This is a genomic window from Photobacterium sp. DNB23_23_1 (assembly GCF_052873815.1).
In genome coordinates this window covers 15,697-40,695 of sequence record NZ_JBNNXT010000047.1, presented here as the reverse complement: position 1 = coordinate 40,695, position 24,999 = coordinate 15,697, and the positions used below count along the sequence as shown (strand labels likewise).

General features: G+C 44.8%; 24 protein-coding genes. 12 read left to right on the top strand and 12 right to left on the bottom strand.

Annotated features, from left to right (window positions below; all coding sequences use genetic code 11):
* The first annotated feature begins 121 nt into the window (after window positions 1-121).
* On the top strand, window positions 122-478 hold the full coding sequence (locus tag ACVA53_RS21465; protein ID WP_446506207.1) for a hypothetical protein: 357 nt from the start codon (window positions 122-124) through the stop codon (window positions 476-478).
* A gap of 76 nt (window positions 479-554) precedes the next feature.
* Here ACVA53_RS21465 and ACVA53_RS21460 read toward each other — a convergent pair whose 3' ends face one another.
* Genes ACVA53_RS21460 through ACVA53_RS21450 form a run of 3 tightly spaced genes read right to left on the bottom strand, consistent with a single transcriptional unit; the run spans window position 555 to window position 2,752 of the window.
* Window positions 555-1,163 carry a DUF2987 domain-containing protein gene (locus ACVA53_RS21460; RefSeq protein WP_255043584.1) on the bottom strand — a complete coding sequence of 203 codons (609 nt, stop codon included), beginning with the start codon at window positions 1,161-1,163 and terminating at the stop codon, window positions 555-557.
* A 3-nt stretch (window positions 1,164-1,166) separates the two neighbouring features.
* Entirely contained in the window at window positions 1,167-1,955 is a 789-nt protein-coding gene (locus ACVA53_RS21455; protein ID WP_446506206.1) for a glucosaminidase domain-containing protein, read from the bottom strand.
* Window positions 1,952-2,752 carry a hypothetical protein gene (locus ACVA53_RS21450; protein WP_446506205.1) on the bottom strand — a complete coding sequence of 267 codons (801 nt, stop codon included), beginning with the start codon at window positions 2,750-2,752 and terminating at the stop codon, window positions 1,952-1,954. Before ACVA53_RS21450 ends, ACVA53_RS21455 begins: the two co-directional genes overlap by 4 nt.
* Window positions 2,753-3,137: 385 nt before the next feature.
* On the opposite strand from ACVA53_RS21450, the gene potA reads away from it, so the two are divergent.
* The 5 genes from potA (at window position 3,138) to ACVA53_RS21425 (ending at window position 8,402) form a co-directional block, all read left to right on the top strand.
* Window positions 3,138-4,256, top strand: coding sequence for a spermidine/putrescine ABC transporter ATP-binding protein PotA (gene potA / locus ACVA53_RS21445; RefSeq protein ID WP_446506204.1), 1,119 nt, complete (start codon window positions 3,138-3,140; stop codon window positions 4,254-4,256).
* On the top strand, window positions 4,240-5,097 hold the full coding sequence (gene potB, locus ACVA53_RS21440) for a spermidine/putrescine ABC transporter permease PotB (RefSeq protein WP_255043580.1): 858 nt from the start codon (window positions 4,240-4,242) through the stop codon (window positions 5,095-5,097). The genes potA and potB overlap by 17 nt, the downstream gene beginning before the upstream one ends.
* A complete protein-coding gene (gene potC, locus ACVA53_RS21435; protein ID WP_255043579.1) occupies window positions 5,097-5,867 on the top strand; it encodes a spermidine/putrescine ABC transporter permease PotC in 771 nt (256 codons plus the stop codon). Before potB ends, potC begins: the two co-directional genes overlap by 1 nt.
* Before the next feature lie 109 nt (window positions 5,868-5,976).
* Complete coding sequence (locus tag ACVA53_RS21430; protein ID WP_446506203.1) at window positions 5,977-7,008, top strand: extracellular solute-binding protein; 1,032 nt, start codon at window positions 5,977-5,979, stop codon at window positions 7,006-7,008.
* Between the two features lie 350 nt (window positions 7,009-7,358).
* Window positions 7,359-8,402: an extracellular solute-binding protein gene (locus tag ACVA53_RS21425; protein ID WP_255043577.1), complete on the top strand. Its 1,044-nt coding sequence runs from the start codon at window positions 7,359-7,361 to the stop codon at window positions 8,400-8,402.
* A 112-nt stretch (window positions 8,403-8,514) separates the two neighbouring features.
* Here ACVA53_RS21425 and cobB read toward each other — a convergent pair whose 3' ends face one another.
* From cobB to ACVA53_RS21380, 9 genes are all read right to left on the bottom strand, one after another.
* Window positions 8,515-9,225, bottom strand: a complete 711-nt coding sequence (cobB, locus tag ACVA53_RS21420) for a Sir2 family NAD+-dependent deacetylase (protein WP_255043576.1) — start codon at window positions 9,223-9,225, stop codon at window positions 8,515-8,517.
* Window positions 9,226-9,505: 280 nt separating this feature from the next.
* Entirely contained in the window at window positions 9,506-10,582 is a 1,077-nt protein-coding gene (locus ACVA53_RS21415; RefSeq protein ID WP_446506202.1) for a formate dehydrogenase subunit gamma, read from the bottom strand.
* Between the two features lie 106 nt (window positions 10,583-10,688).
* Window positions 10,689-11,306 carry a formate dehydrogenase FDH3 subunit beta gene (gene fdh3B / locus ACVA53_RS21410; RefSeq protein ID WP_255043574.1) on the bottom strand — a complete coding sequence of 206 codons (618 nt, stop codon included), beginning with the start codon at window positions 11,304-11,306 and terminating at the stop codon, window positions 10,689-10,691.
* A gap of 12 nt (window positions 11,307-11,318) precedes the next feature.
* Complete coding sequence (locus tag ACVA53_RS21405; protein WP_446506201.1) at window positions 11,319-14,174, bottom strand: formate dehydrogenase subunit alpha; 2,856 nt, start codon at window positions 14,172-14,174, stop codon at window positions 11,319-11,321.
* Between the two features lie 13 nt (window positions 14,175-14,187).
* A complete protein-coding gene (locus tag ACVA53_RS21400; protein WP_446506200.1) occupies window positions 14,188-14,427 on the bottom strand; it encodes a twin-arginine translocation signal domain-containing protein in 240 nt (79 codons plus the stop codon).
* Window positions 14,428-14,609: 182 nt separating this feature from the next.
* The gene (locus tag ACVA53_RS21395; protein WP_255043571.1) at window positions 14,610-15,209 is read right to left on the bottom strand and encodes a TorD/DmsD family molecular chaperone; all 600 of its coding nucleotides are present in this window, start codon (window positions 15,207-15,209) and stop codon (window positions 14,610-14,612) included.
* Window positions 15,210-15,218: 9 nt separating this feature from the next.
* Complete coding sequence (locus ACVA53_RS21390; protein ID WP_446506199.1) at window positions 15,219-16,898, bottom strand: 4Fe-4S dicluster domain-containing protein; 1,680 nt, start codon at window positions 16,896-16,898, stop codon at window positions 15,219-15,221.
* Between the two features lie 201 nt (window positions 16,899-17,099).
* The gene (locus ACVA53_RS21385) at window positions 17,100-17,846 is read right to left on the bottom strand and encodes a DUF3306 domain-containing protein (RefSeq protein WP_446506198.1); all 747 of its coding nucleotides are present in this window, start codon (window positions 17,844-17,846) and stop codon (window positions 17,100-17,102) included.
* A complete protein-coding gene (locus tag ACVA53_RS21380) occupies window positions 17,836-18,306 on the bottom strand; it encodes a DUF3305 domain-containing protein (protein WP_446506197.1) in 471 nt (156 codons plus the stop codon). Before ACVA53_RS21380 ends, ACVA53_RS21385 begins: the two co-directional genes overlap by 11 nt.
* 254 nt (window positions 18,307-18,560) lie before the next feature.
* On the opposite strand from ACVA53_RS21380, the gene fdhD reads away from it, so the two are divergent.
* The 6 genes from fdhD to pbpG all read left to right on the top strand — a co-directional run bounded on the left by fdhD (window position 18,561) and on the right by pbpG (window position 24,906).
* The gene (gene fdhD / locus ACVA53_RS21375) at window positions 18,561-19,478 is read left to right on the top strand and encodes a formate dehydrogenase accessory sulfurtransferase FdhD (protein ID WP_446506196.1); all 918 of its coding nucleotides are present in this window, start codon (window positions 18,561-18,563) and stop codon (window positions 19,476-19,478) included.
* A 620-nt stretch (window positions 19,479-20,098) separates the two neighbouring features.
* Entirely contained in the window at window positions 20,099-22,084 is a 1,986-nt protein-coding gene (locus tag ACVA53_RS21370; RefSeq protein ID WP_255043566.1) for an SDR family oxidoreductase, read from the top strand.
* Window positions 22,085-22,095: 11 nt separating this feature from the next.
* Window positions 22,096-22,614 carry a DUF2505 domain-containing protein gene (locus ACVA53_RS21365; protein WP_446506195.1) on the top strand — a complete coding sequence of 173 codons (519 nt, stop codon included), beginning with the start codon at window positions 22,096-22,098 and terminating at the stop codon, window positions 22,612-22,614.
* Between the two features lie 85 nt (window positions 22,615-22,699).
* Window positions 22,700-23,332, top strand: a complete 633-nt coding sequence (locus ACVA53_RS21360) for a TetR/AcrR family transcriptional regulator (protein WP_446506194.1) — start codon at window positions 22,700-22,702, stop codon at window positions 23,330-23,332.
* A gap of 210 nt (window positions 23,333-23,542) precedes the next feature.
* Entirely contained in the window at window positions 23,543-23,914 is a 372-nt protein-coding gene (locus ACVA53_RS21355) for a hypothetical protein (protein ID WP_255043563.1), read from the top strand.
* Window positions 23,915-24,015: 101 nt separating this feature from the next.
* Window positions 24,016-24,906: a D-alanyl-D-alanine endopeptidase gene (gene pbpG / locus ACVA53_RS21350; RefSeq protein WP_303629419.1), complete on the top strand. Its 891-nt coding sequence runs from the start codon at window positions 24,016-24,018 to the stop codon at window positions 24,904-24,906.
* Window positions 24,907-24,999 lie beyond the last annotated feature (93 nt).

The following is a 24,999-nucleotide window of genomic DNA, read 5'->3' as shown; positions in this document are numbered from 1 at the left end:
AGAGCGTACCACTTTCGGCAGTTGGCTTCCTCTTTTACACCTTCCCATGAGTGTCGCACTTATTATCTGAATTCAGGTGCTTACAAACCTATTTCTACCTCATGAACCCATTGAAAAAACAGTGGATGTTCAGATACCGGTTATTAATGATAATATTCCAGCAAAATTGAAATTGAGATATAAAAAAGGACAATTAAAGGCAAATTTACACTTCTGCAATAAAGATGGAAATGAAAAGCTCGATTTGTTCTATCCTCATATCGCTTCAGAGTTAAAGCGCCAGACGCAACTTAACTTTTCTCAATGTTGTCACTCTCGTTACTTACCCAACTCTCTTTTAACTTCTCAAGTGTCGAAATGGTGCAAGGACAACGCCAAGCTATATATTTCATATGAAACCCCTAATGGACTAAAAGTAACTGAACACCAAAAAGGAGGTATCAGAATCAAAGCCACGAATAGTGATTTGAATGTTTAACCTACCCTCTGTTTTAATACGAAAAAGCCCGGATACTAATCCGGGCTTTCTGTTTCAATCTAAAACAAATTAGAACTTAAGCTTGAGGAATCCAAGGCGTTACTTTTACCGCTGGTTGATGAAAGTTAACGATTTCACCGTCTGCAAGTGATGACAACTTGAGCACCTTAGTGTCGCCATCATTGAAGTGTACAACCACGCCTTCAACATCAGGCATAAACCAGCCCGAGAACATACCACCGAGAGCAGACAGTAACTCGTTCATCTGTGGTACCAGTTCAGCGATGTCAGTTTGCGTAATCGCCGTGCCGTAATATTTCTTAGCAATGACCTGCATGGACACATCACAGGTAATGCCATCATCAATCACAAAAGTTACATCAGGATTAGCCTGACGCAAGTTGGTATCAACTGGCACTGTTAGTTCATTGTTTTCTGGGATCACTAACTCTTCAAAGTGCTTGTCTTTGCGCATTGACCCTTTATGGATATGACAGACACTGCCATCTTGCTGGTTCAATAAAAACAGGGCGATTTTAACATCATCATGCCCTTCTTTTACGTTTTGCTTGAGCTTGCTGTAAAGTGTGCTGTAACGCATTTCTATGTTCTGTGCTGCGACTTCCTGAGCATAGAGCGAACTGCTGGCAAATAAGCCAGCTAATAGCCAATAGGTCAACTTCATCCTTTATCCTTGGCGCCAATATTGATTGTTGTGCCTGATCATTGCTTGAATTTCATCAACATAAGCCTGACCACGTTCTGAGTAACGGCTTAGTCCTTCTGCCAATTCAGTGCCTTCAACTATATCACCGGCCTTACGCTGTGCTGAGCGAATATCGCGTAAGTCTTGATAAGCCCGGTTCGTATTCACATTCATGAAATACGCTTGCACTGATAAATAAGGCGATGCGAAAACGGCCACTTCATGGCTTGCGCCATCATTTCTGGCATTGGGGACCAAACCGCAACCTTTACGATAACACCATTGACCAAAATAGTTGTTTCCTTCCACAGCAAAGCGTGACGTTCCCCACCCTGATTCATTGGCCGCTTGGCTCAGAACAAGTGATTCAGGGATCACATCAACTCGATTTAGCATTGCCGCTAACCATTCTGACGTCATGCCGCTATCATTCAGAGGGACCTTATAGACGTCAGATAGCTTCTCAGCATAGGTCTTTTGATCGGCTGAGAGCAACTCGCCGGCATGGACTGGAGATTTAATTAACGCTAAGAACTGGCGTTCTTTTGCTACGCGTTGGTTTTCATGTTCAACGGCCGGGCGTAGAAAGTCGAAAAAGGCCGCTTTCTTTTGACCAACATCGGTTATTTTAGAGAAGTCAGGCTTGGTGCTTTGCGATGAGGCCAGTAAGGCCTCATCGTTAGCGCTTTGAGAAGGGATTTCACCACATGCTGTCAATCCACTGACTAGTGCAATAATGGCAACTTTACTGGTTGTTATATTTTTTATCACGCGTCAAAAACCTTTGAATCCCCCTGCTGATCTTGGTCGTTATCATTTTGGCCTTTTTGAACGGTCGAAACATGTAAAGAAACACCGAAAAGGTTACGGTAGATAATGGCTTTCACATTGAAGAAGAATGGAATTGTCCAAATCAAGCCAATACCAGCAGTGGCAAATGAAATAATAAACATCGTTAGAATGACAATGAAAATAGCTGTCATCGGCAATAGTTTACGCAAAGTTGCCACAAGTGAAAACTGTATTGCTTTCAATGGTGATAAGCGCTTTTCACAAACCAACATAATCGCTAGGCTAAAGCCCATAGAAAGAAGCATACCCAAAATTGGGAAAATAGCGTTGGCGATACCTTGTAGGGAAGCACTAAGCAAAACAGTGATGACAGAAGCAACAGCAAAAGGGAAACCTTTCACTAAATAACTTGGCTTACTAGGAAGACCAATCGCATGGTTGAGTGCCATCAAACTTACACCCGCTAATAAAGGGGCGCTTAATACATCAGACCAAAAGTTAGCCATGTATCCCGCTTCAATCACTGATGCTGCCATTTCGCCGCCAGTAATCACAGAATCAAAAAACACCGCTGCACTTCCCAGTTGCACTTGTAGACCAACTAAAAGCAACGCAACCTGCGCCAGAAACAAACCAATAACCGCAGGCAAGAAAGTCAGGAAATTCTTGGCTGTGATTTTCCAGGCCTCTTGAAGTACGGACAGTGATTGAAGATCACTCTCACCTTTCAATGCCCTTTCGATTGAACCGCCAACTTGGATTGTTTTGTTATTCATTTGTATTTCACTAACTATTACACACTTGGCCCGTGATTGTACGCTAGTTAAGCACGATAGAGAAACATTGAGGAAAAAAGCAGTTTTTCTATTCAGGCTCAAATTTTGATTGCGAATTAGCCAGCCGGCTTCATACACTATGATTAATGGATTATGCTTACAGCACGTAAAAGCTTTGATATTGATTTTAAAGCTAATTATATCAAAGCCTGAACCTTGTATCTTGGCTGTCATAAAACAGTGATACAGCAGTATGAAAACAGTCAGAAAAATTGTAAAAAAACGCTTTGAATTACACGTTTAGGGGACTATTATGCGGCCCCTAAATTCAACCTAATAGTTGGGGGGATTACCTATAAAACCCCTAGGTGGAGATCTCGTAGAATTGAACGCTGCAGAAACAACTAAAGCACCGGTGATTCAGCTTAAAGGGCTGAGCAAAAGCTTCGATGGCAAGCAAATCATCACTGGTCTCGATTTGAATGTTAATGATGGTGAATTCCTTACCATTCTCGGCCCTTCTGGCTGTGGTAAAACAACTGTACTTCGACTTATCGCTGGCTTTGAAAATGCCGATGCGGGGCAAGTTGTTATTGCCGGCAAAGATGTCACCGGTATTCCTGCCGAACAACGAAATGTAAATACTGTCTTTCAAAGTTATGCGCTTTTCCCGCACATGACGGTATTTGATAATGTTGCTTTTGGACTGCGTATGCAGAAAGTGGCTGAACAAGAGATTGAGCCGCGTGTTATGGACGCGCTGCGCATGGTGCAATTAGAACAATTTGCCCCACGCAAGCCTCACCAACTTTCCGGCGGTCAGCAGCAGCGTGTAGCTATCGCGCGTGCTGTTGTGAACAAGCCAAAAGTATTGTTGCTGGATGAATCTCTATCTGCGTTGGACTATAAACTTCGCAAACAGATGCAGATCGAGCTTAAGCAGCTGCAGCGTAAACTAGGAATTACTTTTATTTTCGTCACGCACGATCAAGAAGAAGCCCTATCAATGTCAGACCGCATCATTGTTATGCGTTCAGGAAACATTGAGCAAGATGGGTCCCCTCGTGAAATTTACGAAGAACCAGAAAATCTTTTTGTTGCTCGTTTCATCGGTGAAATCAACGTCTTTGATGCTGTGGTAAAAGAGCGCCTTGACGAAACCCGTGTATTGGCAAACGTTGAAGGCCGCCCTTCAATGATTCACTGTAAACTGCCTGTAAGTTCGGGTGACAAGGTAAAAGTGTTACTACGCCCTGAAGATATCCGCCTAGAAGAGATCAATAATGGCGACGAAGCACAAGGTATTATTGGTTATATCCGTGAGCGTACCTATAAAGGTATGACACTTGACTCAGTCGTTGAGCTGGAGACAGGTACATCTGTTATGGTCAGTGAATTCTTCAATGAAGATGATCCGGATGTAGACCACTCTCTGGATCAAAAAGTTGCGGTTACTTGGGTTGAAAGCTGGGAAGTGGTGCTAGCAGATGAACAAGAAGCTTAATCTTCAAAACATCATCATAACCATCATTGTTAGTTGGCTATTGCTGTTTGTCTTTATACCCAACTTGATGATCATCGGAACCAGTTTTCTGACCCGAGATGATGCAAACCTGATAGAAATGACCTTTACGTTAGACAACTATATCCGTTTGTTTGACCCGCTGTATGCAAAGGTCATGATGCATTCGTTTTACATGGCGCTGGTGGCCACCCTGCTCTGCTTGGTTATTGGCTATCCGTTTGCCTATGCGATTGCAAAGATGCCTGAAAAGTGGCGTCCATTCATGCTGTTTTTAGTGATTGTGCCGTTCTGGACAAACTCATTGATCCGTACATACGGTCTCAAGATCATGCTTGGTTCGCGCGGTATTTTTAATAATACCTTGCTGTATCTCGACATCATCGATAAACCAATACGGATTATGTACACCGAATACGCGGTTATGGTTGGCCTTGTCTATATTCTCCTGCCGTTTATGGTACTACCTTTGTACTCGGCTATTGAGAAGTTGGACTACAACTACATTGAAGCTGCGCGTGATTTAGGGGCGAACAAGTTCCAAACATTCGTGAAAGTGATTTTTCCACTGACAATGCCTGGCATTATCGCTGGCTGTCTGCTGGTTCTATTGCCAGCCCTAGGCATGTTCTATGTGTCTGACCTACTTGGCGGCGCGAAGAACCTGCTTATCGGTAATGTCATAAAGAGCCAGGTATTAAACGCTCGTGATTGGCCATTTGGTGCTGCAACCAGCATTGCCTTGACCATCGCAATGGCAGTGATGCTGTACGCTTATTACCGTGCGGGCAAGCTACTAAACCGTAAAGTGGAGCTTGAATAATGGGACGAGCATTAAAATTCAGTTTTATGACTGTGGTGTATGCCTTCCTATATACACCAATCATTATTCTGATTGTGAACTCATTCAATGCCAGTAAATTCGGCATGAAATGGGGTGGCTTCACGACCAAGTGGTATCACCAATTGGTAAACAACGATAGCTTGATGCAGGCAGCATGGCACTCACTGAACATTGCTGTGTTTTCAGCTACAGCAGCAGCAATTATTGGTAGCTTAACGGCCGTTGCCCTCTTCCGCTATCAGTTTCGTGGCAAGCATTTTGTCAACGGTATGCTGTTTGTCGTCATGATGTCACCCGATATCGTTATGGCTATTTCGCTACTGGCGCTGTTCTTATTAGTTGGCGCGGAGATGGGTTTCCTAACCTTGCTACTTTCACATATTACATTTTGCCTACCCTTTGTTGTGGTTACGGTATACAGCCGATTAAAAGGGTTTGATGTAAAAATGCTAGAAGCAGCCCGTGATTTAGGCGCTAGCGAATGGGTAATTCTGAAACAAATTATCCTACCGCTAGCCAAACCTGCGGTTGCCGCAGGCTGGTTGTTGAGCTTTACTCTGTCTTTAGATGACGTGATTGTAAGTTCATTTGTGACAGGCCCAAGTTATGAAATTCTGCCTTTGAAGATTTACTCCATGGTTAAAGTGGGTATTTCACCAGAAGTAAATGCATTGGCTACAATTATGCTAATAGTATCTTTGATTCTGGTTGTCACCTCTCAGCTACTGGCACGAGAGAAAATCAAATAAGGCTTGTTACACCGCTTTAAATTTGGCATTAGCCAAAAAACGAGCAAGTGGCCTTCGGGCCACTTGTTTTGTATTAACACCCTAAAAGGGTTTTGGAGATGATCATCTAATGAAAAAATGGTCCGCTTTTCTAGCCGGTACTGCATGCGCTGCAGCGATGTTTACTCACGTTGCCAATGCCGCAGACAAGGAATTAGTCTTTATGAACTGGGGGCCGTACATTTCTACGGAGCTTCGTGAGCAGTTCACTAAAGAAACTGGTATTAAAGTGATTTATTCGACTTACGAGTCGAACGAGACGATGTACGCTAAGTTAAAAGCTCACCCCCAAGGTTACGACCTGGTTGTGCCGTCAACTTACTTCGTTGCAAAAATGCGCGATGAAGGCATGTTACAGAAAATCGATAAATCAAAGCTAACCAACTTTAAAGAGCTTGATAAGAATTATCTGGATAAGCCTTTTGACCCAAGCAACGACTTCTCGATCCCACACGTTATCGCAATGACAGGCTTGGCAGTTAACACTGACATGTATGACCCTGCTGATTTCGATAGCTGGGCGGACCTTTGGAATCCGGATCTTGAAGGCCAACTCATGCTTATGGATGACACGCGCGAAGTGTTCCACATTGCGCTGCGTAAATTAGGTTACTCTGGTAACACTACCGATCCAAAACAGATCGATGAAGCCCACGAAGAATTGAAGAAATTGATGCCAAACGTATTGGTATTTAACTCAGACAACCCTGCCGCGCCATATCTAGCGGGCGAAGTTGGCTTAGGTATGCTGTGGAATGGCTCTGCTGCAGCCGCTCAGAAAGAAGGCTTGCCGATTGAGCTGATTTGGCCAAAAGAAGGCGGTATTTTCTGGGTTGATAGCCTTGCTATAGCCAAAAATGCCAAGAACGTTGAGGCAGCACACAAGATGATTGATTTCTTGTTACGTCCTGATGTTGCTGCAAAAATATCTGATGAAACGGGCTACCTAACTGCCGTTGAAGCATCAAACGCCAAGTACAAAGACAACCCAACTTTGTTCCCACCGCAAGAAGATCTAGACCGTGGTGAATGGCAAGATTCCGTTGGTGAAATGAACATCCGCTACGAAAATTACTTCCTAGAACTAAAAGCCGGCCAGTAATAGCAATGCATTAACTCCAGGCAGCCAAGTGGCTGCCTTTTTTATATCGAAAACATACAAACATTGGCGACTAATAGTTCAGACAGTTATTAAGGCTTAATATTCCATATCGTAGCCATTCAATTCCCTGTTATAATAATGCTCTTAAAAGCGCTGTATTTTCAGTGTGTTTTAACAAACTTAGCTACCTTCAATACACAGGTAGCAATCCGGCGTTCAGCGACTAAGCTGGACATCACGACACTTTGCAGGAGAAGCGGTTAGTACTTCACAGAGGTGATTTTCATCCATTATGAGTACATTCGCTAGAGAACACTCTCAATATCCCATTTAGTTTGGAGCATATAACAATGAAAAAATGGTCTTCTTTAATGGCCGGTGGTGTTTGCGCTATGGCGATGTTTTCGAGCATGGCAACAGCCGCAGACAAAGAGCTTTATTTCTACAACTGGTCTGAATATATCCCTTCAGAGGTTCTAGAACAGTTCACCAAAGAAACGGGTATTAAAGTGATTTATTCGACCTATGAGTCGAATGAAACCATGTACGCAAAGCTGAAAACCCATGGTGACGGCTACGATCTGGTGGTTCCTTCAACCTACTATGTATCGAAGATGCGTGAAGAAAATATGCTGCAAAAAATCGACAAGTCAAAGATAAGCCACTTTGACGAGATCGACCCTAATTTCCTGCACAAGCCCTTTGACCCTGAGAATGATTACTCTATCCCATACATCTGGGGTGCGACCGGTATCGGTGTAAACACTGATATGATGGACAAAGAAGAAGTGGCTAGCTGGGCTGACCTTTGGGATCCTAAATGGGAAGGCCAATTGATGATGATGGATGACGCTCGTGAGTTCTTTCATATCGCCCTACGTAAACTTGGCTATTCTGCGAACACCAAGAACCCTGAAGAAATTAAAGCCGCGTACGAAGAGCTTAAAAAGCTAATGCCAAACGTATTGGTATTCAACTCTGACTACCCTGCAAACCCATACATGGCTGGAGAAACCTCACTAGGCATGCTGTGGAACGGTTCTGCTTACATGGCTCGCCAGGAAGGCGCTCCAATTGACATCGTATGGCCAAAAGAAGGCGCGATCTTCTGGATGGATAGCATTTCTATCCCTGCCAATGCAAAGAACACCGATGCAGCCCATAAGATGATCGATTTCCTACTTCGCCCAGAAAACGCAGCGAAAATTGCACTAGAGATCGGTTACCCAACACCTGTGGCAACAGCTAAAGACAAGCTTCCAGCTGAGTTTATAAACGATCCAAGCATCTACCCACCTCAAGAAGTGATGGATGCAGGTGAATGGCAAGACAGCGTAAACGGTGCAGTTACCCTTTACGAAGAGTACTACCAGAAACTAAAAGCAGGTATGTAATCTCTCCCAATCAGTATTGAAAACTCGGGCTGAGTCCCGAGTTTTTTATTTTTCACCAGTGGCAGTTAAGACCCGTTTTTGCATGGTTTTGAAAGTGAGCTTATTTTCGTCACTATCCAAGTATCTCATCAACAAAGTTAGGGACTAGCTTCGAAGCCGGACCATAGCGCTTCTCGGCAAACTCGCTTTCAACCTCACTAGGCTCCAAATTTAGTTCAATCGTATGAGCACCATGCATAGCGGCTTCGTGAACAAAGCCTGCGGCTGGATACACTGCCCCAGATGTTCCAATAGAAATAAATAAATCCGCTTCTAATAATGCGTCATGAATTCTATCCATACCAATCGGCATTTCACCAAACCAAACCACGTTAGGCCGCATTGGTGCAGGCATCTGGCAGCAGTGGCAATGATCATCTAGCGATATATCCCCTTTCCATTCTATGGATTGGCCTGTTTCGCTGCACTGGGCTTTTAATAACTCCCCATGCATATGAATAATATTCTTGCTACCCGCAGCTTCGTGCAAGTTATCAATATTCTGCGTCACGATAGTGACTTTACCATCCAACTCTTGTTCAAGCCTTGCAAGCGCACGGTGCGCTTCATTGGGAAACACCGTACCACTTTCTAGCTGTTGACGTCGTAGGTTGTAGAAGTTCTGGACCAATGCAGGATCACGGTAATAGCCTTCTGGCGTCGCCACATCCTCAATGCGATGGTTTTCCCACAGTCCGTCTTGGTCACGGAATGTACGTATGCCTGATTCCGCAGAAATACCCGCGCCAGTTAGTACAACAATATTGCGATATGGGAAATGCATAAGCCGTGTCCTTCTTTTGTTCTCTTATAAGCTTTATACCATTGTTTTCATGTGGTTATAAGCGAAACGTCTACGACATTAGTCTAATTATAGACAACAAATAAAAAGTTATAGTGCATTAAGGTGTTAAAGTAACATTCCTGGGTTCTCTCGACCATGTTGTGGGTTGCTATACTAACCTACTGATATCAAAACCTAAAATCATTAATAAAAGACATAATCTTCGTCTAAAAAAACCGGTAACTTTAGCTACCGGTTTACATGGCTATAATGTAGCTACCTATGTATTATCTTGTGCGGCACTGCCTTTCTTATCCGCTTCGACTTTATCATCATAACCCGGCTGGTTTTCTGGCAAGTCTTTTACCTCTTCATACCAGAGATCGTGATGCTCTTTCGCCCAAGTCTCATCAACTTCACCGGTAATCATGCCATCAAGGCCCGCTTCCATCCCAAACAAACCAATATAAATATGGAAGATGAAACCACAAATAAGTACCAATGCCGAAAGCATATGGACAAGATGTGACAATTCCATATCACGGCGGGTTTGGTCGAAGATCGGAAAGTCGAGGATAAAACCACTGGCCACAATAAAGGCACCAAAGAAAATCAACAACCAAAAGATCGCCTTTTCACCACCATTGGAGAACCCTGCCGATGGATGAGTACCTTTGTGCTTGCCGACCATGCCGCCCATTTTCATGAACCACTGCATATCGACCTTATTGAAAATACTCTTACGCCACCACTTCACAAGCACAGCCACTAAGAATAACGCAAACAACGGGCCAATGTAGTTATGGTATTGCTTGGCCGCATAGATTACCCAACCCCACAGCTCTGTTGGCACAATAGGCTTAATAAAGTACTTACCGTAAACCAACGTCAGGCCACTGAATGCCAGCGTCAAAAAGGTGAAAGCCAAACTCCAGTGCAGCGCCCTATCAAGGCGGCTCCAACGTTTAATTTTACGCCCAGTCTTTGGCTTACTCAGCTTGAGCGGACCCACGACAACATATGCTAGCGCCACCATTACCAAGCTGCCAAAAATAGCCAGCGCACCAAGTGGAGACATCCACTTCTCTTTCATGATGAACCAAGTCTGCCCTGGCACACTAATCAGCACGCCATGCTCAGGTGACTGTGACGTGGTATAGCCTTCTTGACCATCCTTAACCGCTCGCCAATAGTCAGCACCGGCAAAACCAATGACTTCATGCCTTACAACAGACTCGCCCAAGCGCTCAGATTCAGAGTTAGCACCGGATTCATTGCTTGCTGCTGCCGATAATGAAAACATCAATACCACAGCAGTGGCCAGCAAGAAAAACCAGCGTTGAATTCGCTTAGTCATATTACTCCCGACTGTTAATTCAACAGTTATGTTCAAATCTCTTTACTCAATGGCAGCTCAATCAAATAACACTTAGATACAACTGCCACTTATTCGTTAACTCGCCCTAAGACTTACGGACCTCAGAGGCATCATATGCAAGGTCGTCAGTGCTTGCCCAACCCGCTTCTTTGGCACCTCGTGCGACAACTCGCTCACGGTAAATATCTGAGATTTTCGCGGCATCACCGGCCAACAGAGCCTTGGTCGAGCACAAAGAAGCACACATAGGTAGCTTACCTTCAGCAATACGGTTGGCACCGTATTTCTGCTTCTCTTCAACCGAACCCGTTTCTACATTTGGGCCACCGGCACAGAAGGTACATTTGTCCATCTTGCCACGTTCGGCAAAGGCCGTTTGTTGTGGGAACTGCGGTGCGCCAAACGGACAGGCAAACAAGCAGTAACCACAGCCAATGCATAGGTCCTTGTCATGCAAAACGATGCCATCTTCTGTTTGTACGAAACAGTCCGCAGGACATACCGCCATACATGGTGCATCGCTACAATGCATACAAGCTACCGAAATAGAGTTCTCATTCGGCAGGCCATCGTTGAGGGTAACAACGCGACGGCGCTGAATACCCCACTCAAGCGCATCATCATTTTCGTTTTTACAAGCTGTCACACAACCGTTGCACTCGATACAACGCTTAGAGTCACAAAGAAATTTCATACGTGCCATCAGAATGACTCCTTACGCTTTAGAGATTTTACAAAGGGTGACTTTGGTTTCTTGCATCTGAGTTACAGGGTCATAGCCATAAGTCGTAGCCGTATTCGCCGCTTCACCAGAAACAAACGGCGCACTGCCATCAGGGTAACGGTCACGTAGATCTTCACCCTGGAACTTACCGCCGAAGTGGAACGGGATAAATGCCAGTCCCGGCTTCACGCGCGGTGTTACCATCGCTTTAACGTGGATGCGGCCCTTCTCGGCCCCCTCTACCCACACCATGTCACCGTCTCTGAAGCCAATGTCATTGGCATCTTTCGGGTTAACCTCAACAAACATCTCTTGCTGCAATTCTGCCAGCCAAGGGTTAGAGCGGGTTTCATCACCGCCCCCCTCATACTCAACCAATCGACCCGAGGTCAGTACAATTGGGTATTCGCCAGACATGTCTTTATCTTGAATCGACTTGTACAGTGTTGGCAGGCGGAACATCGCTTCGCTGTCATCCCATGTTGGATAGTCAGTGACCAAATCACGACGAGGCGTATACAGTGGCTCACGGTGCAGAGGAACAGCATCAGGGAAAGTCCATACCACAGCACGGGCTTTAGCATTACCAAACGGAATACAGCCATGCTTAATCGCGACGCGCTGGATACCACCAGACAGGTCAGTTTTCCAGTTTTTACCTTCGGCCTGGGCTTTTTCTTCAGCGGTAAGATCATCCCACCAACCCAGTTGCTTAAGCATCTTGTCGGTAAACTCAGGGTAACCATCTTCCAGTTCACAGCCTAGTGAGAAGCTGTCGTCAGCCAGTAAACTGTCACCATTACGCTCTACACCGAAACGTGCACGGAAGTTACCGCCACCTTGGGCAACCGTTTTAGATGTGTCATAAAGAATATGGGTACCTGGATGTTTCATTTCTGCCGTACCCCAGCAAGGCCAAGGTAGACCGTAGGTTTCACCATTTGCTGGGCCACCTTCAGCTTCAAGAGAAGTCTTGTGGAAGGTATGCCAGTTTTGCTGGTGCTCTTTCAAGCGTTCAGGGCTCTGTCCGGTGTAACCGATTGTCCACATACCCTTGTTATACTCGCGGGTAATGTCTTCAATCACCGGCTCATTGTTTTCAACACGAATGTTTTTAAACAACTGCTCAGATAGACCCAGTTTCTGGGAAAGCAGGAACATGATTTCATGGTCAGGCTTAGATTCGAACAACGGTTCAATCACCTGGTCACGCCACTGAACAGAGCGGTTTGTCGCGGTTACCGAACCTGTCGTTTCAAATTGCGTCGTGGCCGGTAGCAAATACACATTGTTCTTGCGGTTGTTCATTACCGCTGCAACACCAGGATACGGGTCAACAATCACCATCATATCCAGCTTTTCCATCGCCTTGCGCATTTCGGGACCACGGGTCTGGGAGTTTACCGCATGCCCCCAGTAGAACATGGCTCGGATGTTATCGTTTTGCTCGATATTCGCTTTGTCCTCAAGCACACCATCAATCCAGCGCGAAACAGGAATACCGGCATTGTTCATTGGCTTTTTGCCACTGTATTCATTCTGGTCGAAACGGCCCTTTAGCCATTCGTAATCCACATCCCACACTTTTGCCCAGTGTTTCCAAGCACCTTCAGACAGGCCGTAGTAACCAGGTAGGTTGTCAGACAGTACGCCAAAGTCAGTCGCACCCTGTACATTATCGTGACCACGGAAAATATTAGCACCGCCGCCTGATTTACCCATATTGCCAAGGGCTAGCTCAAGGATACAGTAAGCACGGGTGTTGTTATTACCGGTCGTATGCTGAGTACCACCCATACACCAAACGACACAACCCGGGCGGTTTTCAGACAACATCTTCGCTGTTTGATAAACATCCGCTTCTGGTACACCACTCACGCGTTCCACTTCAGCTGGCGTCCACTTGGCCACTTCAGCTTGAACTTCATCCATCCCCCAAACACGCTGGCGGATAAACTCTTTATCTTCCCAGCCGTTTTTGAAAATGTGGTATAGCACACCCCAAATGAAGGCAACGTCTGAGCCTGGACGAAGAGAAACATAGTGATCAGACTTCGCCGCCGTACGGGTACGACGCGGATCGGCAACCACAATCTTACAGCTGTTACGCTCTTTAGCGATTAAGATGTGCTGCATGGCAACTGGGTGCGCTTCTGCTGGGTTAGAACCAATGAACAGAATCGACTTACAGTTGTGCATGTCATTGAGCGAGTTCGTCATCGCCCCGTAACCCCAGGTGTTTGCAACACCGGCAACCGTTGTTGAGTGACAGATACGTGCCTGGTGGTCGACGTTGTTAGAGCCCCATAAAGACACCATTTTACGGAACAAATAAGCCTGTTCATTGTTATGCTTTGCAGAACCCAGCCAGTAAATTGAATCTGGGCCCGATTCTTCGCGGATCTTCTTCACCTGCTGGCTCACTTCATCCAGTGCTTGCTCCCAGCTCAGTTTTTTCCACTTACCATCAACCAGTTTCATTGGGTATTTGATACGGCGCTCACCATGGCCATGCTCACGCAGGGCTGCACCTTTCGCACAGTGACCACCCGCATTAAATGGGTGATCAAAAGCGGGCTCTTGACCTGTCCATACCCCTTCCTGAACTTCGGCGTAGATACCACAACCTACTGAACAGTGAGAACAAATAGTACGTTTCACTTCTGCCGGCGCTTTAGGGTCAACCTCTTTAGCTTCAGCTTTTTTCATCATACCCGGAGCAAACAAACCTGCACCGGCCATCCCACCAGCAGCCGCCAGTGATGAGTTACGAATAAAGGAACGACGCGAAATACCTAGCTGGTTTTCGTCCTTGCTTACGTTGTCGGAACGTTTTGTCAGTTTCATTTATGGCTCCGTCTTACAAGGTTTCGTAGTAATCGCGAACATGCTGGGTTTCGCGATAGCCAGTTGTATTGTCATCGTGATTATTGCTATTGCGGTCAGACTGTTCGACCTTTGCCTGAACGGCTGTTGTCGCCCCAGCGGCAACAGCACCAGCAGCCGCACTCAAACCAATGTTTTTCAGTAATTGGCGCCGACTTTGACTAATGTCATTATGAATAGCTTCATCTTTACTAGCTTTGTTTTGCTCACTCATAAAAGCTTGCTCCTTTATCGTGTTTCCGAATCCGAGTTACTCGCTTCGAAAATCAATTTTTCTGCTAAGTTTTTCGTAAAATACATAACGACTTTCAATTGTTTCCTCAGCTACATCTTGAGCACTATCATTTAGTAGCTAGGTAGCGGTTACGTCGTCACAAAATCAAAATTAGGTAAAGTCTAGTTCACCTCTATCAATCGTGTTTTTTCGACCAACAGGAACTGCAAAGCCAGTTCAGCAACTGCACTATAAAACACAGCACTGTTCGCCTTTTTTAGGTCATTACAAAGTTGTTCGAACCAGGTTGCGATATGGCGATTGAAGAAAACTTGCTGGAGATGTCTATCTCCGCCTTCCACCAGCATCGCCATGACTTCAAGTAAAGCGGCAATGTGGTCTTCCGGCTCTTTTACACTCTCGTCACGTTGAAAACCCAACTGCATGAGATCACGACGAAGATGTGCAAGCGGCATTTCCATTAATGAACCGGTCAAATACCATGAACCAAAAGGCACAATTTCTCCGCGTCCGATCCCGATGAACAAATCTTGATACTCTTCTTCAACAGCCAAAACCGATGTTGTTTGAGCGGCAAGTTTCAAAACAGGCCAAGAGGCTGCCATGGTATTAGACACATTTTGATTCGGTTCAACATCCAGTGAAGAAAGCCAATCTAAAACGGTTTGATCCGGCCCCTTACGAAACAAATGTGCCAACAAGCCATAAATTTCTACACGCAATACACTTTCTTCCTGAGCGGTTTGAAGTACTGATTCCATTTGCTATTCCTACACCTTTAGCTGACTTTCAGGATCATCGACGATCGTCGAGAAAATATCGCGAACACGACAGTCTTCGCACATATTCAGGCGTCGAATAGCCTCTCCCTGAAACTGTGAATGGTTTTGTAACTTTTCAGTCAACATTTTCACCATAGAAGCCGGTGCAAAAGCTTTACCGCAACTGGTACAACACGCTGCTTCTTCTTCATGAACAACACGTGCTTCTTGACGAGTTTGCGCATTCCAAGTCACTCCCGGATTAAGAGAAATCACTTTTTCAGGACACGCTTTTTCACACATGCCACATTGCACACAATCTTGTTCAATAAATAACAGGCCTGGACGATCACCAATGGCATGCAATGCCCGGGTTGGACACACAGACACGCACCCCATACACAAGGTGCAATCTTCTGCTCGACAATCTACCGAACCATAAGGAGCATTTTCCGCAACTGCTGAACGTTCAGGTTTAACTGGAGCTAATGCGTAAAGCTCATCAAGAACAGCAAATAACTTCTCACGTTTTGTCCCCTCAATAGGGTCAGCGATATTCAATAATGCAGAATCAAAACCCGTAAAGGTCTTCGCCTCAGTAAAATCAAACAAAGCAATACGTTCAATGTCATAACCCATTTCAGCCAAGAAAGACTGAGCAGTCGCTAATTCATCGCGAAGTACACGATCGATAGTGTCGGGAATATAAGAAGTATTCGTCGCTAAAAGCACTTGATGCGCGCCGTATGCCAGTGCACTAAACCAAGTATCAATACCAACTGTGGCCAACTCTTCCAATGCGACGGGAATCACTGACTCAGGGAGGTCAGAAAGGCTCTCGTTCACCGTGGCTTCATCGCGATTACCATAGAAAAGTAGCGTAGGTATTTCTCCACCTGCTTTTCGATAATTAGTGATTAACCGATGAACAAAGTTTTGCGTATTAGTAGGATCAGGGAGTGCATAGGAAATAGCTTCTGTTGGACACGCCGTCGCACAGGTTCCCACACCTTGGCAAAGGTATGGATTAATTTCTATATGATCACCCGTGCTTGACAATGCGCCAGCAGGACAAGCATCAACACATCGCTCACACCCTGTTACCCCCCGTGAAGAGTGCGCACAGAGTTCAGGATCCAAACGAAAATATTTTGGTTTATCAAATGTACCAATCATCGCAGGAAGATCTTCGATCACATTGGCCAGTTTCACTTTTCCTGCTCCAACTGCGTAATAACCTGGAGCTGAAATTTCAACAGCTGATAAACCGTTTTCCGTCATATCAACAACTAAATCAAAGCAATCATGACCAATAGCCACTTTTGCCAGATTCACTGCTGTCTGCATATTCTCAATATCACAAGACACTTCAAATGCACCTAGGTAACCTTTCAGAGTTGCCTTACTCGCATAATACAGGTTATTACGCTTAACACTGTTTTTGGCATCCTCTGATGATGGCGCTTTCGCTGTGGCAAGTAGGGTTACCGAATTCAGCGAAGTAAACTGTGCTTCAAGCGTTGTGATAACGTTTTCTGCACCCACCAGCAAAACATTCCCGCGGCTTTCATAAGAAACCGTTGGTGGAATAAGATTAGAAAGCTCAACGGTACCATTTACCGCCGCTAGCCTAGCTTTACCATTTTGCTCATCGAACGCAGAAAGTGCTTTAAGTGTACTATTTAACATTATTATTCCTGTCTACTTGTCACCGCGACAATTTGTCCCACCCCATGACGACTATTGCGCCAAAATGTCCCGATCTTTCTTAAGGGTATTGTTCCCTTTTTGTCCCAGTTCGTTTGTTGTCGCTCTTCGAGTGACGGCTGACTTACTTTTTATTTATTATGGCGTTGCCATTTATCCATCCATAGCAAGGGCAAAATATCCTTAACCCTTTAGCAAATCGTTCTTATCGCTATGGAGTAACTTGCTATCAGAAATCGAGTCTGATTCTGTTTCAGTCTCTAGTTCAGTCGGGCCCGCAAATGCAATATCCGTTTCAATATTCTCTTGAACGTTCACCTTTTGAATATCATCAACAGCCGTAGTCTCTTCTTCTATTGCCCCATCCTTAGCTTGAACGCCATCAACAGCTGCGAGTGAATGGTCAGAGCCAGTCGCTTTAATCATGTCTTCTGCTGTCTCTGCAACCTGATTTACCCATTGGCGAAGCTGCTGAGTCACTTTGGTATCAAGCACAGGGATATTAGAAAAGTCTTCGGTATGATCATCCATGTCACTGACATAGTTGAATTCATCAGAATGAAAAAGTTTACGCAGTGCCGCTTTTTTCACTGATTTTTCAACACCTTCTTTCATAAAGTTCGACACACCAGAATCAAAAGTCACCTTTGCGGCATCAGCCAGGGTTAGATCGAGGAATGGTAAATCTGACTTTGTTGTTTGAGGTTCTATTGTTTCCGAAATCGCTGGAGCTTGTTCATCATTGGCTTGTGTATTCAATGACGGATCAATTTCAACCTCTTGAACGGGGTGAATGTCAGTGCCAGCATCATCAACAGCATTGTCCTTGACCCGTTCTGAGGCCGTAACATCCTGATCTAATTCAAGGCCGTCTTCATCCCGAATATTTAATTTGCGCTGAGACCAACGCTGGAAGAAATTAGTTACCACTGGAACGCCCTTTCTGCTCTTTGTTCTTACAGCGTTTGCGTCGATATTCGATTTGCTCGCCATGACGACCGATGAAAGCCTCCATCCACGCTTGGATCTGTAAAGGTGCTTTGATATGAAGGACTTGGTAGTCGCCATCCATATATCCACTTGCCAAGCCTTGAGCAGCAGTTATCAATAAGGGCGAAAGCTGTTCATTGTCTTCTTCGCAAACAATAAATAAGTGCGGCTCACAAGAACTAAGATTAAAACGGTAATCTGAACGTTCGTGACGATGCAGCTCCAATGGCATAAGGTATCCACCTTGCTCACTCACCAACGTTTCTTTCTCTTCTTCGTCATAGAGGCATACGTCTTGAATGGACCAAGAAAGTGTTGTCCAACGCCCGATTTGCTTCTCTTGCGAGACCAAGCGAAACGCTATAGGCCACAAAGATTCATTCTTATATTGTTCTGGCACATTCGCTCCCTAGCTTATCGTTATGGCTTATCGGATTTTGAGGTCTATAGCACCCAACAAAGCAAATATCAGACCAACGTTAAAAACCGCCCTCAAAGCAATGAAATTTTACGATACAAATAAATTGGAACGATGTTTGCTCCACACCTGCCAACGACTTACTCTATGTTTTAAAAGTAGACGCTTTAAAAGTAGACGCTGCAGACTGTGTTGCGTATACATGAAAACAATCACATCAACAGCAGGATAATTTGATGAGCCAGTTGCCAAAAATAATTAAAACAAATTCATCGGTTAATCAGACGATGACCGTTCAGGTAATGGACGAGTATGGCGATATGATGGAAAAAGAAATTGCCTGTGAACACCCGCTTACCGTGTATTTGAACTGGGTGGAAATTGTCACCCTGATGACGTTGGGTGAACGCCCTTCTGCGCTAGTGCTCGGTTATCTGAAAAACCAAGGTTTCATTGAAGACATCGATGCTATTGAATCGCTGATCATTGACTGGGAAACCAACTCCGCCGCAGTCATCACCCGCGAAAATACCGACGGGCTCGAAAAGAAGCTGGGAAAGAAAACCGTCACCTCTGGTTGTGGGCAAGGCACGATGTTCGGCAATGTCATGAAAAAGCTTGAAGGTGTCCAACTCCCACAGCCGCGAATTCCTCAGTCTAAACTGTATGGCTTACTTGAAGCTCTGACCCACCATAACGAAACTTATAAAGCCGCAGGTGCGGTCCACGGTTGCGCGATATGTAAAGACACCGAGATCCTTTCATTTGTGGAAGATGTCGGCCGTCACAACGCGGTAGATACTCTTGCCGGTGAGATGTGGCTCAAAGGTGAGCTAGGTGCCGATAAGATTTTCTACACTACAGGTCGACTGACCTCCGAGATGGTGATCAAAGTCGCGCAGATGGGGATCCCAGTATTGCTCTCCCGCTCGGGCGCCACCCAGATGGGTTATGATCTTGCTCAGAAACTCGGTATTACCATGATTGCCCGTGCAAAAGGACACCGTTTCCAGGTGTACAACGGTATGGATAACCTCATTCTTGATATCAAGGGAGAGAACGATAGCCAATCGATAGAAGACTCACATAAGCCAACACATAAAGGCGATACCGATCATCTTCAGGCTGACCACCAGCAAGATGGTAATAAGTAATGGATAGCGCTTACCCCTGAGGTTTATAAATGCTCAGCAATTGTCAGGCCTCTGAGCGCGACTTGCACTTATAGGGGGGATCCTTCTCCCCTTGTTCTAAAGCCATCACCCATAGACAGAACAAGAGATAGCAAAAACTGAATCAACTCGTTATCCCAACGCGAGAGATTGCAATCTTTCCAACCCGAGCTTTCCACTCAGATCCATATTTGCCATCATTAGTTTATAAAATAACCCAATCCTGCCAATTGACATTAACTAACACCAGCTTACTGACTTTCACCTTACTCTTTATACTGCTTAATCATTAACTTGCAGATAGAACAACCAATAAAATCAAGGATAAATATTTATTCATCCATATGTATTTATTAATATTTATCCTCCGTCATATATGCGGGATTTATCACTGGTCTGATGTGACAAATGAAACCCAAAAAGAAAAAGCGTGAGCAATTACTCTAAAACATAAAATTCCCTCCGGGAATCTTGATCTAGAACACACTTTCTTCGGTTTTACTTTGATGATTTGTGCCACCAGATGCACACTGAAGTCGGTCATCTGACCAGTAAATTACTCTGCAATTGAATGTAAAATGAATACCGCGTAAGGAGTGGTCATGAATTATTTCATTACCGGCGCAACTGGATTTATCGGTTCTCAGTTATTACAACGTCTGGCTAAACGACCTGGTGATATTTATATACTCACCTATGACAAGATTTCTGAAGATAGACTGGAAGCACTGTTAGAGAAAAAACATCTACCTAAGGACAAGTTCCACTGCATTAAAGGCTCGATTACCGAACCAAATTTAGGTATATCAGCTAAAGATACGAAAAACCTGACAGGAAAAATTGATCAGTTCTTCCACCTCGCAGCCATCTATGATTTGACGGCTAGCGAAGAAGATATGATGCGCGCCAATATTGAAGGCACTGAACATACGTTACGTTTCGCCGAGCGCATTAATGCTGGTTGTTTCCATTACTTCAGCTCAATTGCTGTTGCAGGCCAATACCGTGGCTGGTTCCGGGAAGATATGCTTAATGAAGCGACTGGGCTTGAGCATGCTTACTTCTCAACTAAGCACAATGCAGAAAAACTAGTACAAGAAACGGCAACGATCCCTTGGCGTGCTTACCGTCCGGGCATTGTTATCGGTGATTCAAAGACAGGTGAAGCTGATCGTGTTGATGGTCCTTATTACTTCTTTAAGATCATCCAAAAACTACGCCGCGCTCTTCCAGAATGGGCACCGCTCATTGGCCTTGAAGGTGGCCGCCTAAACTTAGTGCCGGTGGATTATGTCGCCGATGCTATCGACCATATTTCTCATAAGCCTGAGTTAGATAATCAGTGTTTCCATATCGTTGACCCTGACCCATACCGCTCTGGTGAAGTGATCAACCTGTTTGCTGAAGCAGGCCATGCTCCACGTATGGCAATGCGACTGGATATGCGTGTTTTCCGTATGATCCCTTCTCACTTCTGGTCGCAGCTTGGTCAAGTCCCCGCACTCAAGCGTTTTATCGATGCCATCAGTAAAGAGATGGATATGCCGCAAGACGCGCTAGGTTACTTCAACTACCCAACCCAGTTCGATTGCAGCAATACGTTAAATGCACTGTCTGACAGTAACATTTGCTGCCCTCGCCTTGCAGATTATGCTGACAAAATTTGGGACTACTGGGAGCGTAACCTCGATCCTGAATTGCATGTTGAAAAAACACTGCAAGGATGTGTAAATGACAAAGTTGTTGTTATCACCGGTGCCTCTTCAGGTATTGGCTATACCACAGCCATTAAACTTGCAAAAACAAAAGCTCGCCTAGTACTGATTGCTCGTGATCTTGAGCGCCTACAGCAAACCCGTAACGAAATCGAACGTCTTGGTGGCCATGCATCCATTTATCAATGCGACCTAAGCCAGGATGAGCCATCTCAGGAAGTGATTAAGCAAATCAAGCATGATCACGGTAAAGTTGATATTTTGATCAACAATGCTGGCCGTTCAATTCGCCGCTCAGTAGAAAAAGCGACTGACCGTTTGCACGATTACGAACGTACTATGCAGATTAACTACTTCGGTGCACTTCGTATGATTCTAGGCAACCTGCCAGAGATGATCGAAGCGGGTGAAGGCCATATTATCAACATCTCTTCCATTGCGGTGTTGACCAATCAGCCGTTGTTCTCGGCGTATGCAGCATCTAAATCGGCATTAGACACCTTCACCCGTACCGCAAGTACAGAGCTGGGTGGCCAAGGTATCGATTTCACCACAATCAATATGCCGCTGGTTGAAACTCGCATGATTTCCGATCACTACCGTGAAGCTGAAGGTGGTATCCCGTTACTTACCCCTGAAGAAGCGGCAGATTTGATCATCAAAGCGATTATCGAGAAGCCAAAACGTATTGCGACCAAGCTTGGTCTGTTAGGTGCCTTCATTCATGGTGTTTATCCGAAACTGGGTGAGTTGCTAATGGCGACGGGCTACAACCCGGATCATGGCAAGCATGACGGTGAAAACGCAGAGCCTAAACAACCTTCAGCCGATGTAGTAGCCATTAATAGCATCATGCGCGAAATACACATGTAAGGATGAGAGCAATGCAAGTTTCAGCAATACATGACTACAAAGAAGAACTTGATACCTTACTACGTTATTTCAGCGAAGAAGAACTGATCGTTGAAAAATACCAAAAACTAGGTGGCAAAAACGTTCGAGTTACTGCACTAGAAGAAACTGCGGATGGCTTCCGTGCTGAAACCCAGCGTGAAATGCCAGCCAATGTGCCAGCCGTTCTGAAAAGCCTATTAGGTAACTTTAATACTATCAAGCAGACAGAGTCATGGCACTGGCAAGAAAATGAGCAGTTAATCTGTAAACTTCAGATTGAGATCTTGGGTGTTCCAGCGACGATTTCGGGTCAGATGGTGTTCAGTGAGCCAGCAACTCGTCCAGGTACCGCGACATCAAACCATGTCACTATGGATGTGAAATCAGCTATTCCTCTCGTTGGCAGTACGCTAGTTTCTTTCATTTGCAGTGACATGAAAGATCAAATGCAAGCTGAGTATGACTTCCTTCGCGAGGCACTACCCCAACTTGTAACTGAAGAGCAATAACGTTCATCCCATCACCTTCGGCAACCCCAAATTATGATATTGATGGGGTTGCCGAAAGTGAAGCTCGAATAACAAGGAAAAAATGATGAAAACCAAAGATCGGATTTTGTCAGTTAGTCTTGAGCTGTTTAATCGTGATGGTGTTAGTCAAGTCAGTACGTTAATCATCGCTACCGAAATGGGGATCAGCCCAGGAAACCTCTATTACCATTTCCGTGGCAAGGACGAAATAATTGCGACACTTGTCAATGAGTTACAAAACTCACTAACAACCGTTAGCAATGAGTATGCAAGTCAGGTCAAGGACTTTGACGATTACTGGCCCTTCATGCATACGGTGATGGCATTATTTACCCATTACCGCTTTTTGTTCAGAAACTTGGACAGTTTAAACGGCCAAAACCCGCAAATTAAGCGTAAAATACGAACACTGATCCTTAAGCTACGTCATCTATGTAATGACATGCTCAAGCACCTCGTCGAGCTGGGCAAGCTAAAATGCGATGAACAAAGCCTGCCTCTACTGGCAGACAACTTATTGCTTGTTAGCCTGAACTGGCTCAACTACCAAACGCTACTTGATGATCATTACACTGAAAGTGACCTCGCTCGCTCAGGTGTACTGCGTTTGATCTCTTTGGTAGAGCCCTACCTGACTGATAACGCGAAGTCTCCATTCTTTACCCACAAAGATTTGGTTGAAGAGTTGGTTACCTAACCGTTCAGGACAGCACTAAATACTTATTTCAAACACCCCAAAGTATCTATGGGGTGTTTTTGTTTAACCCAACAACTATTTTGAAAAATCATTTCAATTTAACACCTTAAGAATTTTACTTAACTGCAAATACACTCTTACATTTTGAAATGTCATCCTACGGTAAAGTATGTAAGTGTGCTAAGAAACATTCGTTGCGGGTAAAAATGGATGAACGTTAAGTTATTAAAAAACCTATCAGAATCAATAATCTGTATTGTGGTGTTCTACACCTGCTTCCACTGGCTAATGGTGAGGTTTGCCGGTGAGTTTCATACCGACCTCATTGGCAAATTTATCCGTTTCTACCTCGTTTCCTCAACCTTATTTATCATCCTAGAGATATTGCAGTTCTATCGCGGTAGCTCCTGGGGGTACTTGGCTTATGCCTTTGCAACAATCGCCATCATGGCTTCTTCCTTTGAGCCAAACTTGCTCAACGAAATGGCACTCCAACTCATGATCAGTGTAGGCGCCTTAGGCTTCGTCATTTGTATGTATAAATGGTGGGAAGATAGAGATAGCAATCATGAAAATTATTAACCATTCGATTAATTAACAATAAACTCACTTTACCACCGACTTTCCCCAGGCTACCCTTGTCAGTAATTGTAATAAACCGTTAAGACAAACAAGGAGTGGTTTTGTTTCGCCATCTCAATTTACTCGTTTCCATCAGCCTGGCCTTATTCATTTCAACCTCCCATGCCAGTAAACTGAACCCTGATAATATTCAGACTGCGTCAGTCAGTACTTTAGTGACTGACTTGAAGACCAACAAAACGTTATTTCAAAAAAACACCGAACTCGTGATGCCCATCGCCTCACTCACAAAGGTGATGACGGCAATGGTTGTTCTGGACGCCAAACTTCCACTGGATGAGGCAATTTCTTTCAAGAAAATAGATAAGGAAAGGATATACAACGGCTATTCACGTATCAGAATGGATTCAACGCTTAGCCGAGGGGTTACCTTACACATTGCCCTGATGTCTTCTGAGAACCTCGCAACGGCGGCCCTAGCACGGCAATACCCTGGTGGTTATGATGCCTTTATCAAAGCAATGAATACCAAGGCCAAGGCATTGGGCATGACAGATACGGTCTTTGTCGATAGTTCCGGCTTAAACCCTGAGAACGTTTCTACTGCTGCAGATATCACCAAAATGATCAAAGCCGCTTATCAGTATCCCACCATAAAAAAATACAGCACTACACCGGTACATACCGCCTATTTCAAAAAGCCTCGATACAAATTGGGTTACACCAACACGAACGCGTTAGTCAGAGGCCAGAAATGGGATGTAACCCTAAGCAAAACGGGCTATTTAGATATTGCGGGCCACTGCTTGGCGATGATCACTCAAGTGGAAGGTAAAGAGCTTCTTATCGTTACGCTGGATGCTTATGGCAAGCTGACACCGATTGGTGATGCCGGAAGGGTTAAGAAATGGCTTCAGAGTGGCAATAGCGGGAAAGTGTCAGAGTCAGCAATGCACTATCAAAAACAAAAACTCTCTACATTGACCAACTAAAGCAACAAACAGCATCTCAGTTTACATCGAGCCCTGAAAATGGGCTCGGCATCCATCTTCGCGTTACCTGACAACAAAGCAGCTTAAGTCAAT